Origin of the sequence: Mycobacterium sp. 4858 (assembly GCF_900240975.1) — a bacterium.
In the GTDB taxonomy this organism is placed as follows: domain Bacteria; phylum Actinomycetota; class Actinomycetes; order Mycobacteriales; family Mycobacteriaceae; genus Mycobacterium.
The window spans coordinates 2,035,181-2,050,943 of record NZ_LT968776.1 but is presented as its reverse complement, the minus strand read 5'-3'; the positions used below and the strand labels follow the sequence as shown (position 1 = coordinate 2,050,943).

The window sequence follows — 15,763 nt, the reverse complement described above, 5'->3', positions numbered from 1 at the left end:
CACCCCAGTCGCGGTGTGTTCTGGCTCACAGGGTCTGTAAGCAACTTTTCCCCCAACCGCGGCCCAACACAAGGCCACGGGCCGGCCACAATTGCGTCGGCCCGACGGGAAGCCGGGAGTTGCCGTCAGGCGTGCCAGCTGGACCAGCGGTGCACCGCGACCGCGATCACGGGACCGTCCAGCGAGACGGATTGATACTGGGGATATTTGGCGCGCAGCAGCCGGTACGCGGACGCCATCGCCGGCCCCTCGGTGTGGACGGTCGCAGCCCCGTCGGCTCGCACCCACCACAGCCGCGCCCAGTCGTCGGCGTAGTGGTCGACGAGCAGGCTCACGTGCGGGTCGTTTTCGATGTTGGCCAGCCGCCGCAGCCGCCGCGTCGTCTTCGGTTTCGCATCGACGGCGGTGTACAGCACGTCGGGGGAGTCCTCGGCGACGGCGAATACCACCGGAACCAGGTGGGGGAGGCCGGCCGGCGTGACCGTGGCCAACCGGGCCACCGGCGATTCACCGAACCTGGCCTTGGCGTCGAATCCGCCCACCGTGTCAGCCTAGACGCCGGTCATCCGGGCGGCCGGGAGACCATCGCGGCTGATCAGAACCTCGCCAGTGCCGTGCATAGCTACCTGCATTACGGTTATATACACACGATTGTGCCGCCCAGAACCGCAAGGCCGGGACAGTTCGGTGTTTTCCGCGACGCAGGAAGGGTGACGGGATGAGCAAATCGCACCACCGCTCGGTGTGCTGGTCATGGTTGGCGAGCGTGCTGGCCGTGGTCGGGCTGGGCCTCGGTCTGGGCACCGCCCCGGCGGTCGCATCGCCGATCCCCCGGCCGCAGGCTCCAGTCGATGCGGCGGCACTGGTCGGCCAGGTCGGGCCGCAGGTGGTCAACATCAACACCAAGTTCGGCTACAACAATGCCGTGGGCGCCGGGACCGGCATCGTGATCGACCCCAACGGCGTCGTGCTGACCAACAACCACGTCATCTCCGGCGCGACCGACATCAGCGCCTTCGACGTCGGCAACGGCCAGACCTACGCCGTCGACGTGGTCGGTTATGACCGCAGCCAGGACATCGCGGTGCTGCAACTGCGCGGCGCCGCCGGGCTCCCGACGGCCGCCATCGGCGGCGGGGTCAGCGTGGGCCAGCCGGTCGTGGCGATGGGTAACGCCGGCGGCCAGGGCGGAACGCCCAGCGCCGTCTCGGGCAAGGTCATCGCGCTGAACCAGAGCGTCTCGGCGACCGACACCCTGACCGGCGCCAACGAGTCGCTCGGCGGGCTGATCCAGGCCGACACGCCGATCAGGCCCGGGGACTCCGGCGGACCGATGGTCAACAACGACGGGCAGGTCGTCGGCGTGAACACGGCCGCCACCGACAACTACAAGATGTCGGGCGGCGGACAGGGCTTCGCCATCCCGATCGGCCACGCGATGGGCGTGGCCGGGCAGATCAGGTCGGGCGCCGGCTCGAACACCGTGCACATCGGCCCGACCGCGTTCCTCGGCCTGGGTGTCACCGACAGCAACGGCAACGGTGCGCGCGTCGAACGCGTGGTCACCGGCGGCCCCGCCGCGTCGGCCGGGATCTCGCCGGGTGACGTCATCACCGGGGTCGACAACGTCGCCATCACCGGGGCCACGTCGATGACGGACGTCCTCGTCCCGCACCACCCCGGCGACAACATCGCGGTGCAGTACCGCTCCGCCGGCGGCGGCGAACGCACCACGAACGTGACGCTGGGCGACGGGCCGCCGGCCTGACACCCGCACCGACGATGCGCGCTGGGTGGTCAATTCGGTTGTCGCCAAGCGCGTTTCGTCGCATGCCAGCGGGCGTGATTCCGAATGTCGCGCCTCGGGTACACGTGGCATCGTGGATTTGATGAACGACGCAAGAGAAGCGGTCGAGCACCATCCCGCAGGGGGCAGTCACGTTCAGGACGGTGTCGTCGAGCACCCGGAGTCCGACGACTTCGACAACGCCGCCGCGCTGCCCACCGACCCGACGTGGTTCAAGCACGCCGTTTTCTACGAGGTGCTGGTGCGGGCGTTCTTCGACGCCAACGCCGACGGGTCGGGTGACCTGCGCGGACTCCTGGGACGCCTGGACTACCTGCAATGGCTGGGCATCGACTGCATCTGGCTGCCCCCTTTCTACGATTCGCCGCTGCGCGACGGCGGCTACGACATCCGGGACTTCTACAAGGTGCTGCCCGACTTCGGCACGGTGGAGGACTTCGTCGCGTTGCTCAACGCCGCGCACGAGCGGGGCATCCGGGTCATCACCGACCTGGTGATGAACCACACCTCGGATTCACACCCCTGGTTCCAGGAGTCGCGGCACGACCCCGACGGCCCGTACGGCGATTTCTACGTGTGGAGCGACACCAGCGAGAAGTACACCGACGCCCGGATCATCTTCGTCGACACCGAGGAGTCCAACTGGACCTTCGACCCGGTGCGCAAACAGTTCTATTGGCACCGGTTCTTCTCCCACCAGCCGGACCTGAACTACGAGAACCCGGCCGTGCAGGAAGCCATGATCGACGTTCTCCGCTTCTGGCTCGGGCTGGGCATCGACGGGTTCCGGCTGGACGCGGTGCCCTACCTGTTCGAGCGGGAGGGCACCAACTGCGAGAACCTGCCCGAGACGCACGCCTTCCTCAAGCGCGTGCGCAAGGTCGTCGACGACGAGTTCCCGGGCCGGGTGCTGCTGGCCGAGGCCAATCAGTGGCCGGCCGATGTCGTCGAGTACTTCGGCGACACCAGCACCGGCGGCGACGAATGCCACATGGCGTTCCACTTCCCGCTGATGCCGCGCATCTTCATGGCGGTTCGCCGGGAGTCGCGCATTCCGATCTCGGAGATCCTGGCGCAGACGCCGGAAATCCCCGACATGGCGCAATGGGGCATCTTCCTGCGCAACCACGACGAGCTGACGCTCGAGATGGTCACCGACGAAGAGCGCGACTACATGTACTCCGAGTACGCCAAGGACCCGCGGATGAAGGCGAACGTCGGCATCCGGCGCCGCCTGGCACCGCTGCTGGACAACGACCGCAACCAGATCGAGCTGTTCACCGCGTTGCTGCTGTCCCTGCCCGGCTCGCCGGTCCTGTACTACGGCGACGAGATCGGCATGGGCGACGTGATCTGGCTGGGTGACCGCGACGGTGTGCGCACCCCGATGCAGTGGACACCGGACCGCAACGCCGGCTTCTCCAAGGCCAACCCGGGCCGGCTCTACCTGCCGGCCAGCCAGGACTCGGTGTACGGCTACCAGGCCGTCAACGTGGAGGCTCAGCGCGACACGTCCACGTCGCTGCTGAACTTCACCCGCATGATGCTGGCCGTGCGGCGCCGCCACGAGGCGTTCGCGATCGGCACGTTCGAGGAGCTGGGCGGCTCCAACCCGTCGGTGCTGGCGTTCGTGCGCCAGGTGCCAGGCGGCGGCGACACGGTGTTGTGCGTCAACAATCTCTCGCGGTTCCCGCAGCCGATCGAGCTGAACCTGCAGCACTGGAGCGGTTGCACGCCGGTGGAACTGACCGGGCACGTCGAATTTCCGCGGATCGGGCACCTGCCCTACCTGCTGACGTTGCCCGGACACGGTTTCTACTGGTTCCAGCTGACCGCATGTGAGGATGAGGAGGAGCGGCGCTGATGACTGAGCCCGCCAAGCTGCCCTGGTCGGACTGGCTCCCACAGCAACGGTGGTACGCCGGACGCAACCGGGAACTGACCTCCGCCGAGGCCGCCGTCGTCGTCCCGTTCCGCGACGACCTGGACCTGGTCCTGGTCGACGCCCAGTACGCGGACGGCTCGTCGGAGCGCTACCAGGTGATCGTGCGCTGGGATACCGCGCCGGTCTCCGAGTACAGCACGGTCGCCACCATCGGCGCCGCCGGCGACCGCACCGGTTTCGACGGCCTGTACGACACGGACGCGCCGCAGTTCCTGCTGTCGTTGATCGACTCGTCGGCAGTTCGGAGCGCGTCCGGCACCGAGGTGCGGTTCGTCAAGGAACCCGGCGTCACGCTGCCCCTGGAGGCGTTGCCCCACGTCTCGGACGCCGAACAGAGCAACACCAGCGTCATCTTCGACCGCGACGCCATCTTCAAGGCGTTTCGCCGGGTCAGCAGCGGCATCAACCCCGACATCGAGCTGAACCGGGTGCTGGGCCGCGCCGGCAACCCGCACGTTGCCCGGCTGCTCGGCACCTACGAGATGGCCGCCCCCGACGGCACGGCCGACGACGCGTGGCCGCTCGGCATGGTGACCGAGTTCGCGTCCAACGCCGCGGAAGGGTGGGCGATGGCCACCGCCAGCGTGCGCGACCTGTTCGCGGAGGGCGACCTGTACGCCCACGAGGTCGGCGGCGACTTCGCCGGCGAGTCCTGCCGGCTGGGCGAGGCCGTGGCATCCGTGCACGCCACCCTGGCCGAGTCCCTCGGCACGGCGCAATCCGCCTTCCCGGTCGACACCGTGCTGGCGCGGCTGTCGTCGACCGTGGCGAAGGTGCCCGAACTGCAGGAGTACGCGTCGACCATCGAGGAGCGCTTCTCCAAGCTGGCCGGTGAGGCGATCACCGTCCAGCGGGTGCACGGCGACCTGCACCTCGGCCAAGTGCTGCGAACCCCGGAAAGCTGGCTGCTGATCGACTTCGAGGGCGAGCCGGGCCAGCCGCTCGATGAGCGCCGGGCCCCGGATTCACCGCTGCGCGACGTGGCCGGCGTGCTGCGGTCGTTCGAATACGCCGCGTACGGACCGCTGGTGGACCAGGCGGACGACAAGCAACTGGCCGCCCGCGCCCGCGAATGGGTCGAGCGCAACCGGACCGCGTTCTGCGAGGGGTACGCCGCCGCGTCGGGGGTCGACCCGCGCGATGCGGCCGACCTGCTGGCCGCCTATGAACTGGACAAGGCCGTCTACGAGGCCGGCTACGAGGCGCGGCACCGTCCCCACTGGTTGCCAATTCCGCTGCGCTCCATCGCCCGGCTCACCGCCTCTCATAGCAAACTCTGATGATCTGCGAGTAACGCGGGCTTCTGGAACCATGTCCGTGTGAATAGCGAGATCTTCGACAGCGAGGCGCGGTTGTCCTGGGTGCTGGCGGCGCTAGCCGGCATCATCGGGGCGATCTCGTTCACCCACTCCGCGGGATACTTCGTGGTCTTCATGACAGGGAACGCGCAGCGCGGGGTGCTGGCGTACTTCAGCCACCAACCGTGGCTCGCCGCGAGCGCCGGGCTGCTCATGGTGGCGTTCCTCGCCGGCGTGGTGATCGCCTCCATGTGCCGGCGGCACTTCTGGGTGGACCACCCGCACGGCCCCACCGTGCTGACCACCGTCAGCCTGGTGGCGGCGGCGGTGGTCGACGTCTTGGACGAAGGGTGGGAGGAGAACTTCCTCGACTTCGCGCCGATCGTGTTGATGGCGTTCGGCACCGGCGCGCTGAACACGTCGTTCGTCAAGAACGGGGAAGTGTCGGTTCCGCTGAGTTACGTGACCGGAACGATGGTCAAAATGGGCCAGGGCATCGAGCGCCACCTGGCCGGGGGGAAAGCCGCGGACTGGCTCGGTTATTTCCTGCTGTTCGCCAGCTTCGTCGTGGGCGCCGCGATCGGCGGCTTCATCAGCGTCGTGGTCAACGGGACCTGGATGCTGGTGTTCGCCGCGGTGGTGTGCACGCTGACGACCATCTACACGTACTTTCACCAGGATCGCCGGGCGCTGTTGAACGACCGGCAGGACAAAAAGCATCGGCAGCAGCGCTGACCGGTGCGCTGCTGCCGATGCTGGCTTGGCGGTTCAGGCCGCCGGTTGTGCCGGCTGTGCCGGTTGGGCCGGCTGGGCGGTGGTGTTGCTGGCGAGCAGCACCTGCTGGATGTCGGGCTTCATCGCGACCAACTGCTGGTTCCAGTAGGGCCACGAGTGCGTGCCGTTCGCCGGGAAGTTGAACGTCCCGTTGCGGCCGCCCGCGGCGACGTAGCTGTTCTGGAACTGCTGGTTGGTGCGCAGCGTGAGGCCCTCCAGGAACTTGGCCGGCATGTTGTCGCCGCCGAGGTCGCTGGGCGTCCCGTTGCCGCAGTAGACCCAGATCCGGGTGTTGTTGGCGACCAGCCGCGGAATTTGGACCATCGGGTCGTTGCGCTTCCACGCCGGGTCGGTCGACGGGCCCCACATGCTGTTGGCGTTGTAGCCGCCCGAGTCGTTCATCGCGAGCCCGATCAGCGTCGGCCACCAGCCCTCGGACGGGTTGAGGAAGCCCGACAGCGAGGCGGCGTAGGGGAACTGCTGCGGGTAGTACGCGGCCAGGATCAGCGCCGAGCCGCCGGACATCGACAGGCCCACCGCGGCGTTGCCGGCCGGTGAAACCTGCTTGTTGGCCTGCAGCCACAGCGGCATCTCCTGGGTCAGGAAGGTCTCCCACTTGTAGGTGTAGTTCTGTCCGTTGCCCGACGACGGCTGGTACCAGTTGCTGTAGAAGCTGGACTGGCCGCCGACCGGCATCACCACCGACAGGCCGGACTGGTAGAACTCCTCGAAGGCGGGGGTGTTGATGTCCCAGCCGTTGTAGTCGTCCTGGGCGCGCAGCCCGTCGAGCAGGTACACCGCGTGCGGTCCGCCGCCCTCGAACTGCACCTTGATGTTGCGGCCCATCGACGGTGACGGCACCTCCAGGTATTCCACCGGAAGCCCCGGCTTGGAGAACGCCCCCGCGGTGGCCGAGCCGCCGGCCGCGGTGACGAGGCCGGACATCAGGGCAGCCCCCATGGCCGCGACCGCCAGCTGACGCGGCATGGTTGCCGCGGCGCCACGCAACTTCCGCAACTCTGAAAAGAACTTCATAGCCCTCTACCCATCCCAACTTTCATCTGCCGCGTGCGGCGGTCGAATCCGTTCGCTGGGCAGTGAATCACGGGGAGAGGACGCAAATCGCCTGTCGCGGCCGGAGCAACAGATCGCGGTTGGCTAACGATTGGGCGTCGGCGGGGAATCGTTGCTAACTGGTCACGATTGGCTACCGAGGGTGTAACTAGGCGACGAGCCGGCGCAATAGCGTTGATGCCGCGGCGATTCCGAGCACGGCGGCCACCGCCAGCACGACAACGTCCATCGGGTTGAAGGGCATCCCGATGAGCAGTCCGCGTAAGGCGTCGACTTCGTAACTGAGCGGGTTGACCCTGCTCAGCACGTGCAACCAGGCGGGCATCACGTCCACCGGGTACAGCGCGTTCGAGGCGAAGAACAACGGCATCGTGATGGCCTGGCCGATCCCCATCAGGCGATCGCGGCTGCGCACCAGGCCGGCCAGCGTCATCGACAGGCAGGCGAAGAACGCGGCGCCCAGCATGACGACGGCCATCGCCGCGACAATCCGCAGGGGGTTGACCGTCAGCCCGACATTCATCAGATACGCCAACGCCATGACACCGACAACCTGGGCGACCGAGCGCACACCGGCCGCGAACGCCTTGCCGGTGATCAGCGCCGACGCCGGCGCCGGCGTCACCATCAGCTTGGCCAGCACGCCCGCGTCTCGATCCCAAATGATCTGTATCCCATAGAAAATCGAGATGAACAGCGCCGACTGGGCGATGATCCCCGGCGCCAGGAAGGCCAGGTATGAGACCGATCCCGTGTGGATGACGTGCAAATGGCTGAAGGTGGTCCCGAAGATCAACAGCCACAGCGCCGGCTGCACCATGCGGGTGACGAGCTCGGTCCTGTCGTGCTGCAGCTTCTGCAGTTCGACGATCGCGAACGCGCCGACGCGGCTGAACACGGCGCCCACCCGCTGCCATCCGCGCGGCGCGCGAACCAAGGTTCCCGGCATGGCGCTATCAACCGACACGGCGTGCAACCTTTCTGGCGGAACGGATTTCGCGGATCGAACCCGTCGGCTCGGAGGAGGCCGGCTCACCCTGCAAGTCGGAGGCGGCGTAGTGGCGGAACACGTCCTCGAGCGTCGCCCGCGGCGAAACGGTGGATTTCAGCTTGGCCGGTGTGCCCACCGCCCGCAACTCGCCGCAGTGCATGAGCGCGACGCGATCACACAGCGCGTCGGCCTCCTCCATGTAGTGGGTGGTCAGCAGCACAGTCATCCCGAACCGCGCCTGCATCTCCTGCACCTGTGTCCAGACGCCGTCCCGCGCAATCGGATCCAGCCCGACGGTCGGTTCGTCGAGCACCAGCAGCGACGGGCGGTTCACCAGCGCCTGTGCCACCTCGAGGCGCCGAACCATGCCGCCGGAGTAGGCCGCGGCCAGCCGATCGGACACGTCGAGCAGGTCCATGGCGGCCAGCGCCTGCCCGACCCGGTCGGAACGCTCGGCCCGGGGCACACCGTAGAGCCGCGCGAACCACTCGACGTTCTGGCGGCCGGTCAGCGCGGGCTCGATCGAGAGCTGTTGCGGCACATACCCGATGTTGCTGCGAATGTCGGTCGTCTGGCGGCGCGCGTCCAGCCCGAAGATCCGCAACTCACCCTGCTGCACCGGCGCCAGCGTGGTGAGCATCCGGACGATGGTCGTCTTCCCGGCGCCGTTCGGGCCCAAAAGGCCCATGGTTTCCCCGGGGCGCACCTGCAACGTCACGTCGTTGACGGCGGTGAACTGGCCATACCGATAACTCAGGTGCCTGGCGTCGATGGCCATCGGCATTGATGCGCTCATGACCGTCGCTCCTGCAGTGTCCTGGTCATCATCTCTATGACCTCCAATCCTCTTGTCAATGCCTCGATTTGATCGTCGTCGAGTTCGGCGAGCACTTCCGCCAGCGCCTCTCGTCGCGCCGCCCGAGACGCGTCGACGATCTGCTGGGCGGGCTCGGCCAGGTGTAACCGGCCGACCCTGCGGTCGGTGTCGCCGACGGTCCGGATGAGCAAACCCCCGGACACCAGCTTCGACACCAGGGTTGACGCGGTGTTGGGAGCCAGTCCGAGCTCGGCGGCGGCGGCGTTCACCGAGATGCCGGGTTGCCGGCCCACCAGCCACAACAGCTCGGACTGCGATTCGCTGAGCCGCGCCGAGTCGAAGCCCCGGCCGGCGGACCGTCGCAGCTGCCTGCGGAACCGGCCGACGACGCGAAACACCTCGGCGACCACATCGGTACTCGTATGCACCCTTCCAGAATACCTCTGTAGCCGAGCTATTTATGTGCGGGCGCTGTGCGTCGGTTAAGTATCGGCTACTTCGAAAGTCGATGCAGGATGACGTCGGTGATGGCCCCGTCGTCGACGGAGGCGGTCATATAGGTGCAGAACGGCTGCCGGCGGCGATCGGTCGGCGAGCCCGGATTGAGCAGTCGCAGGCCGGTTCCGCTGGTGGTGTCCCAGGGGATGTGGCTGTGCCCGAACACCAGGACCTGGGTGTCGGGGTACAGCCTCGACATCCGCGCCTCGCGCCCGGCCGCGGCGCCGGTCTCGTGCACCACGGTGAACCGCACGCCCGCCAGGGTCACATCCGCGCGTTCCGGCAGGCGCGCGCGCAACGCGGGACCGTCGTTGTTTCCCCAGCAGGCCACCAGCCGGGCCGACCTGCTCTCGAGCTCGTCGAGCAGGTCGGTCGCCACCCAATCGCCCGCGTGCACGACGACGTCGGCCGCAGCCACCTCATCCCACACCCGCGCGGGCAAGTCGCGGGCGCGGTTGGGGACGTGGGTGTCCGAAATCAGCAGTAGCCGCACAGCCCCATCTTGCGCCGGCGGTCGTCAGCCCGGCATCGACGCCATGGTCTTTTCGGACCTGGGGGCAGGCGCATCGGCGGGCTCGCCCAGCAGGAGCGATCGAACCACGCGACGCGGACCGAAGGGCCGCAGCATGGAGCTGGCGGGCCGCGGGCGCACTCGTATCGGCCACCAGAACCACCGCCCGAGCAACGCGGCGATCGACGGCGTCATCAACGACCGCACGATCAACGTGTCGAACAGCAGGCCCAGACCGATCGTGCTGCCCGCCTGGCCGATCGAGCGCAGATCGCTGGCGACCATCGACATCATGGTGAAGGCGAAGACGAGCCCCGCCGTCGTGACGACCCCACCGGTCTCGCCCATGGATCGAATGATGCCGGTCTTGAGGCCGGCGCCGATCTCCTCCTGGAACCGCGACACCAGCAGCAGGTTGTAGTCCGAGCCGACGGCCAGCAGGATGATCAACCCGAACACCGGCGCGATCCAGTTCAAATCCAGGCCGAAGAGGTGTTGCCACACCAGCACCGAGAGCCCGAAGGCGGCGCCCAGCGACAGCAACACCGTCCCGACGATCACCAGGGACGCGACCAGAGCCCGCGTGATGATCACCATCACGACGAAGATCAGCGTCAGCGCCGCGAGTCCCACGATCAGCAGGTCGTAGTGCGAGCCGGACTGGATGTCGCGGTAGATGGCCGCCGTACCGGCGAGGTAGAACTTGGCCCCCGTCAGGGTCGTGCCCTTCACCGCCTGATGCGCGGCGGCCAGTTCCGGCATGACGGCCGAGATGCCCGCCGGGGTGGCCGGATCTGCATCGTGGGTGATGATGAAGCGCGCGGCCTTCCCGTCCGGAGACAAGAAGAGCTTCAGACCGCGCTGGAAGTCGGGATTTTGAAAGGCCTCCGGCGGCAGATAGAAATAGTCGCCACTGCGGGAGGCGTCAAAGGCCTGCCCCATTGCGCTGGCCGTGTCGGTCATCTGAGCCATCTGCGTGACCAGGCCCGAGAAGCTGCTGTGCATCGTGAGAAGCGTCCCCTGCATGGATTTGGCGACGGCGATCATCGGCGGGAACTGCGCGGCCATCTGCGGGATGATCGCGTCGATGTTGTCCACGTCCTTGATCAGGGTGCTCATGTTCTCGCTGAACTTGTCCACCCCGTCGATCGCCTCGAACACCGACCTCGTCGCCCAGCAGACCGGAATGTTGTAGCAGTGCTGTTCCCAGTACAGATAGCTGCGGAGCGGTCGCGCGAAGTCATCGAAATCCGCCAGGTGATCCCGCATTTCGTCCAGCGTCGCCTGCATGTCGTGCATGTCGCCGACCATGCGGTGCGTCGCGCCGCTCATCTGCCCGAGCAGGCCCTGCATCCGCTGCATCGAGCCGATCATCGCGCCGAGGTCATCACTCATCTTCAGCATGTCCGCCGTGCGGTCCCTCATGAACTGGAGGTTCTCTTGGATCGGGATCGATTGCGCGCTGATCTGGAACGGTATCGAGGTGTGTTCGATCGGCCCGCCCAATGGCCGGGTGATGCTTTGCACCATCGCGATTCCCGGTGACCGGAAGATGTCCTTGGCGAGTCTGTCCAGGATGATCATGTCGCCGCTGTTCCGCATGTCGTGATCGCTCTCGATCATGAGGATGTCGGGATTCATCGTCGCGGCGCTGAAATGGCGTTCGGCGGCGGCGTATCCGACGTTCGACGGCACGTTCTGGGGGGTGTAGAAGCGGTCGTTGTAGCTGATCTTCATGCTCGGCATGATGAGGATGCCGACGATGGCGATGACCAACGACGCCGCGAACACCGGGCCCGGCCAGCGCACCGTCGCGGTGCCGATGCGCCGCCATCCGCGGGTCTTGATCATCCGGCGCGGGTCGAGTAGCCCGAACCGGGTCGCCACGGCGACCACGGCCGGGGCCGCGGTCATCGCTCCCGCAACGACGACGAGCAGCCCCAGCGCGGACGGAATGCCCAGCGCCTTGAAATAGGACAGGCGCGCCAGGTGCAGGCAGAAGGTGGCCCCCGCGATCGTCAAACCCGAGCCCAGGATGATGTGCGAGGTCCCGCGAAACATGGTGTAGTAGGCCGTTTCCCGGTCCTGCCCCGCCTGGCGCGCCTCTTGGTAGCGCCCGATCAGGAAGATCGCGTAGTCGGTTCCGGCCGCGATCGCCAACGATGACAACATGGCGACGACGAACGTCGAGAACCCCAACAGCTCGTAATTCCCCAGCAGCGCGACAAGCCCTCTGGCCGTGCCCATTTCAAAGCCGACCATCACCAGAACCAGCAGCACGGTGCTGACGGACCGATAGGCGATGAACAGCATGATCATGATGACCACACCGGTGACGCCCATCATCTTGAACATGCTCTTGTCGGCGGCCTCGTTCATGTCCGTCGTCAGCGGCGCCGGGCCGGTCACGTAGACCTTCAGCCCGCGGGGCGGATCGGACTTGTCGACGATTTTGCGTACCGCGTCGACGGATTCATTGCCCAGGGTGCTGCCCTGGTTGCCGGCCAGGTTGAGCTGGACGTAGGCGGCTTTGCCGTCCTTGCTCTGGACGCCGGCGGCGGTGAGCGGGTCCCCCCACACGTTCTGGACGTGCTGCACGTGCTTGGGATCCGCCTGCAACTTGCTCACCAGGCCGTCGTAATAGCGGTGCGCCTCGTCGCCGAGTTGCTTATCGCTCTCGAGGACGATCATCGCGATGCTGTCGGAATCCGACTCGTGGAAGGTCGCGCCCATCCGTTTGGCGGCGATCATCGCCGGCGCATCCTGCGGCGACATGGTCACCGCGTGTTTGCGTGCGACCGATTCGATCGGCGGCACAAGCACGTTCAAGGCAACGGTGAGCAGCAGCCAGCCGATGATGATCGGCCACGCGAAGGTGCGGACGAACCGCATGAACCTCGGGCGGGTGTCGGTGTCGGTGTTCATGCGGCCTTCACCAGACAGGAAATTTGGGCGTGGCGCCCGGCCGAGGACTGCTCGTCCTTGACCACGCCGTTGACGGTGATGCGGCACCCGAGTTTGTCGCTATCGCCCTGCGCCACCACGTTGGCGATCACGGCGGGCACCGTCGTGGCGATCGTGAAGCTCCAGGGGAGGTTGGTGAAGTTGGCCTGTGCCGGCTGTGCGTTCTTGTCCAAGTAGCTCACGCTTCCCGTCGTGTCGCTGGGCCCGTAGATCTCGTATGTCACCTGCTTGATATGCGAGGGCTCGAGAGGCGCGGCGCTGCTGCCGGTCACGGTGAAGATCTCTTCGGAGCCGAAGACGCCGCGCAGCCGATCGACGGCCACGCCGCCGAGGGCAACCGCCACCACAACGACGAGCGGTACCCAAGCCCGTCTCAGAAACGTGGACACTGACGTTTCCTCTCCCTCGTGACCGGGTCCCCCGCTATGGAGTCTCGGCCCGCGTCACCGCAGCCAATAGGGCCGTTCGGCCCGCAGTTGAGGGTCGCCAGGCACCGGCCCCACGCCAACGCGGTGACCGGATACCCGCGAGCCCTCGCTTCACCCGCGGCTCCATTAGTACCATACCCCCAGGGGTATAGACAATCCTGACGTAATGCCCCCTGGGGTATGGTATGAAGGAGTCATGAAAGAAGAAATTCAGGTCGGTTCGCCGGTTCCGGCCGACGTCGCCGGGCACGACCCCGCCGACATGGATGCCGTCCTCGCCCGGTTACGGCGGGCCCACGGCCAGCTCGGCGGCGTCATCGCGATGATCGAGCAGGGCCGCAGCTGCAAGGATGTCGTCACGCAGTTGGCCGCGGTGTCACGGGCGCTGGATCGCGCCGGATTCAAGATCATCGCCTCCGGCCTGCGCGACTGCATCGCCCGGCCGGAGGGTAGTCCCACCGACGGGCCCGGCCTATCGATCGACGAGCTGGAAAAACTGTTTCTGAGCCTGGCCTGACGGCCGGCCTCTCCGAGAAGGGGGATGAGCAATGGACCCCGCCGACAAGGGTCGAGCTGGATCGAAAGCCACGCTGTGGCTGGACCCGGTGTGTCCGTTTTCGTGGAACACCGCGCGTTGGCTGCGCGCCGTCGCCGAGAAGACCGGCGTGTCGGTGGATTGGCAGCTGATGAGCCTGGCGGTGCTCAACGAGGGGCGCGAACTCCCGCCCCCACAGCAGGCGCGCATGCGCGACTCCCGGAAGGTCGGCCGGTTGATGGCCGCCGTAGCGCGGGAAAAGGGCGCCGCCGGGTGGGCCGCCGCGTACTTCGCCTTCGGTGAGCGATACATCGACCGCTCGGAGCCCCTCGACGACAACCTCGTCGCCCACGTCTTGACCGCGGCGGGCGTGCGCGACACCCTCCCCGGGGCGATCTCGGACGAATCGCTGGACGAGCTGGTGCGGCGAGGGCACCAGGCGGCACAGGATGCGCTCGGCGAAACCGGGGGCAGTCCGATCCTGCAGATCGACGGGCATGCGTTCTTCGGGCCGGTCCTGACCGCGGTACCCGACGAAGGGGACTCGATCGCAGTGTTCGACGCGGTCGCGACATTGGCCGCCGTTCCCCAGTTCGCCCAACTGCAACGGCCGCGCACCGCGGGCTGACGCCCGCGCGACCGAGAAAACCTGAAAGAGGAGGAGAAATGACATCAGGATTGACCGCCACGCTGCACACCTCGTTCGAGGACGCGGTGAATCGGACGACGGAAGCCCTCGCCGAGCAGGGCTTCGGCGTGCTGACCACCATCGACGTCAAGGCCACGCTGAAGAAGAAGCTCGGTGAGGACATGGAGGATTACCTCATCCTTGGTGCCTGCAACCCGGTGTTGGCCCATCGCGCGCTCGGGATTCACCGTCAGATCGGCCAGTTGCTGCCATGCAACGTCGTGGTGCGAACCGACCCCGACAGCCGGGGCGATGCGGTTCTCGTCGAGGCGATGGATCCCCAGTTGATGGTCAAGGTGACCGGCGAGCAGGGCGCATTGCAGGACGTCGCGGACCAGGCCACCGCCAAACTGCAGGCCGCGATCGGAGCGCTCAAGCAACCGTCTCCGACGCCCTGACGCCGGTCTTCGGGGGGCGGGCCAGGCCGTGACACCGCGGGCCGCGGGGCTCGGCGAACGTCCCGACGAGTCGCTCGTGCACGTCTGAAAGGCGTTGGTGTGTCGGTACTTTCGGGCCTGGTGTTGGCTAAGCTGACCGCACCGGCACTCGTGGTAGCAGTCTCACCCATATCCATCGGCGTGTCGTTGGTACTGCTCGCCCACAACGACCGGCCGTACTCTTCGAGTGTCGCCTACTTGCTGGGCCGGTTGGTGTCGCTGACCGCCCTCGCCGCGGCGTTCATGCAGTTCCCGCGACTGTTCGACGGCCTGCTGGAGCCCGCGCCGGCGTGGGCCGACGGGGTGGTCGTCGGGGCCGGCGTGGTGCTGATGTCATTGGGCACCTGGCTTTGGTGGCGACGCGCCCACCCCACGGGCGGGCTGCGGTGGGAAGGCAGTGTGGGCAGGATAACGCCTTCGGCCGCGGCCGCGATCGGAATGCTCCCCATGCTGGCCAACCCCAAGGTGCTGGCCGCCAGCGCGGCCGTCGGAACCCAGATCGCCAGCGTGCGAATGACGGCCGCCGGCTCGGTGCTGGCGGTGGCTTACTATGCGGCGCTGGCGAGTTCGACCGTCGCCGCCCCGGTCCTGGCCTACCTCGTCGTCGGGCCACGAATCGACCCCCAGCTCGAGCGGATCAGGCAGTGGATTCAGCGCCGGCACCGAGCGCTCGCGGCCACGGCCGTCGTGCTGGCCGGCTTTGCCGTTGTGCTGTACGGCCTCTCCTGAGACCGTGGATCACTGACCGGGGCTCCGTGTCGGTCAGCCGCGTTGACTGCGTGCCTCGGCGCCCGTCTCCCCGGCGTCGAAAGAATCATCCGAACCGGCCGCCCCGACGTACGAGCCGTCGGCCTCTCCGGCCGCGGCGCGTGAGCGAGACTCGTGAGCCTCCGGTTCGACGTCGGATTCCGTCTTGTGGCCCTTCGGATCTGCCATGTGCTTCCTTTCGATGCGGCTCCCAATCCCTGACGGGTTCCCCAGCCATGCAGTGCCAAA

The 15,763-nt window shown here is 67.1% G+C and carries 17 protein-coding genes; 8 read left to right on the top strand and 9 right to left on the bottom strand.

Annotated elements, in window-relative coordinates; translation table 11 throughout:
* Nucleotides 1-125: 125 nt before the first annotated feature.
* Nucleotides 126-542 carry a TIGR03668 family PPOX class F420-dependent oxidoreductase gene (locus C1737_RS18195; protein ID WP_068096255.1) on the bottom strand — a complete coding sequence of 139 codons (417 nt, stop codon included), beginning with the start codon at nt 540-542 and terminating at the stop codon, nt 126-128.
* 176 nt (nt 543-718) lie between these two features.
* Between C1737_RS18195 and C1737_RS18190 the strand changes: the two genes are divergently transcribed.
* The 4 genes from C1737_RS18190 (at nt 719) to C1737_RS18175 (ending at nt 5,785) form a co-directional block, all read left to right on the top strand.
* Nucleotides 719-1,768, top strand: coding sequence for a S1C family serine protease (locus C1737_RS18190; RefSeq protein ID WP_102419104.1), 1,050 nt, complete (start codon nt 719-721; stop codon nt 1,766-1,768).
* 121 nt (nt 1,769-1,889) lie between these two features.
* Entirely contained in the window at nt 1,890-3,671 is a 1,782-nt protein-coding gene (treS, locus tag C1737_RS18185; RefSeq protein WP_068054511.1) for a maltose alpha-D-glucosyltransferase, read from the top strand.
* On the top strand, nt 3,671-5,032 hold the full coding sequence (locus tag C1737_RS18180) for a maltokinase (protein WP_067926842.1): 1,362 nt from the start codon (nt 3,671-3,673) through the stop codon (nt 5,030-5,032). The genes treS and C1737_RS18180 overlap by 1 nt, the downstream gene beginning before the upstream one ends.
* 39 nt (nt 5,033-5,071) lie before the next feature.
* Nucleotides 5,072-5,785, top strand: a complete 714-nt coding sequence (locus tag C1737_RS18175) for a YoaK family protein (RefSeq protein ID WP_067926838.1) — start codon at nt 5,072-5,074, stop codon at nt 5,783-5,785.
* A 33-nt stretch (nt 5,786-5,818) separates the two neighbouring features.
* Here the strand turns inward: C1737_RS18175 and ag85C are convergent, their stop codons facing one another.
* The 7 genes from ag85C to C1737_RS18140 all read right to left on the bottom strand — a co-directional run bounded on the left by ag85C (nt 5,819) and on the right by C1737_RS18140 (nt 13,068).
* Entirely contained in the window at nt 5,819-6,859 is a 1,041-nt protein-coding gene (ag85C, locus tag C1737_RS18170; protein ID WP_068096257.1) for a diacylglycerol acyltransferase/mycolyltransferase Ag85C, read from the bottom strand.
* A gap of 187 nt (nt 6,860-7,046) precedes the next feature.
* Nucleotides 7,047-7,865, bottom strand: coding sequence for an ABC transporter permease (locus C1737_RS18165; protein ID WP_068096326.1), 819 nt, complete (start codon nt 7,863-7,865; stop codon nt 7,047-7,049).
* Nucleotides 7,855-8,685 (bottom strand): ATP-binding cassette domain-containing protein, encoded by an 831-nt coding sequence (locus tag C1737_RS18160; protein ID WP_102419102.1) that lies wholly within the window; start codon nt 8,683-8,685, stop codon nt 7,855-7,857. Before C1737_RS18160 ends, C1737_RS18165 begins: the two co-directional genes overlap by 11 nt.
* Entirely contained in the window at nt 8,682-9,134 is a 453-nt protein-coding gene (locus C1737_RS18155) for a MarR family winged helix-turn-helix transcriptional regulator (RefSeq protein ID WP_068096261.1), read from the bottom strand. The genes C1737_RS18160 and C1737_RS18155 overlap by 4 nt, the downstream gene beginning before the upstream one ends.
* A gap of 65 nt (nt 9,135-9,199) precedes the next feature.
* A complete protein-coding gene (locus C1737_RS18150) occupies nt 9,200-9,697 on the bottom strand; it encodes a metallophosphoesterase (RefSeq protein WP_102419101.1) in 498 nt (165 codons plus the stop codon).
* Between the two features lie 24 nt (nt 9,698-9,721).
* Nucleotides 9,722-12,640: an RND family transporter gene (locus C1737_RS18145; protein ID WP_102419100.1), complete on the bottom strand. Its 2,919-nt coding sequence runs from the start codon at nt 12,638-12,640 to the stop codon at nt 9,722-9,724.
* The gene (locus tag C1737_RS18140) at nt 12,637-13,068 is read right to left on the bottom strand and encodes an MmpS family transport accessory protein (RefSeq protein WP_102419099.1); all 432 of its coding nucleotides are present in this window, start codon (nt 13,066-13,068) and stop codon (nt 12,637-12,639) included. The genes C1737_RS18145 and C1737_RS18140 overlap by 4 nt, the downstream gene beginning before the upstream one ends.
* Nucleotides 13,069-13,303: 235 nt before the next feature.
* On the opposite strand from C1737_RS18140, the gene C1737_RS18135 reads away from it, so the two are divergent.
* From C1737_RS18135 to C1737_RS18120, 4 genes are all read left to right on the top strand, one after another.
* A complete protein-coding gene (locus C1737_RS18135) occupies nt 13,304-13,624 on the top strand; it encodes a metal-sensitive transcriptional regulator (protein ID WP_068096267.1) in 321 nt (106 codons plus the stop codon).
* Nucleotides 13,625-13,655: 31 nt separating this feature from the next.
* The gene (locus tag C1737_RS18130) at nt 13,656-14,270 is read left to right on the top strand and encodes a DsbA family protein (protein ID WP_102419098.1); all 615 of its coding nucleotides are present in this window, start codon (nt 13,656-13,658) and stop codon (nt 14,268-14,270) included.
* A gap of 38 nt (nt 14,271-14,308) precedes the next feature.
* Complete coding sequence (locus tag C1737_RS18125) at nt 14,309-14,728, top strand: DUF302 domain-containing protein (protein WP_102419097.1); 420 nt, start codon at nt 14,309-14,311, stop codon at nt 14,726-14,728.
* Nucleotides 14,729-14,827: 99 nt separating this feature from the next.
* Entirely contained in the window at nt 14,828-15,496 is a 669-nt protein-coding gene (locus tag C1737_RS18120; RefSeq protein WP_158243976.1) for a GAP family protein, read from the top strand.
* Between the two features lie 33 nt (nt 15,497-15,529).
* Here C1737_RS18120 and C1737_RS26890 read toward each other — a convergent pair whose 3' ends face one another.
* Nucleotides 15,530-15,703 carry a hypothetical protein gene (locus C1737_RS26890; RefSeq protein WP_197516372.1) on the bottom strand — a complete coding sequence of 58 codons (174 nt, stop codon included), beginning with the start codon at nt 15,701-15,703 and terminating at the stop codon, nt 15,530-15,532.
* Nucleotides 15,704-15,763 lie beyond the last annotated feature (60 nt).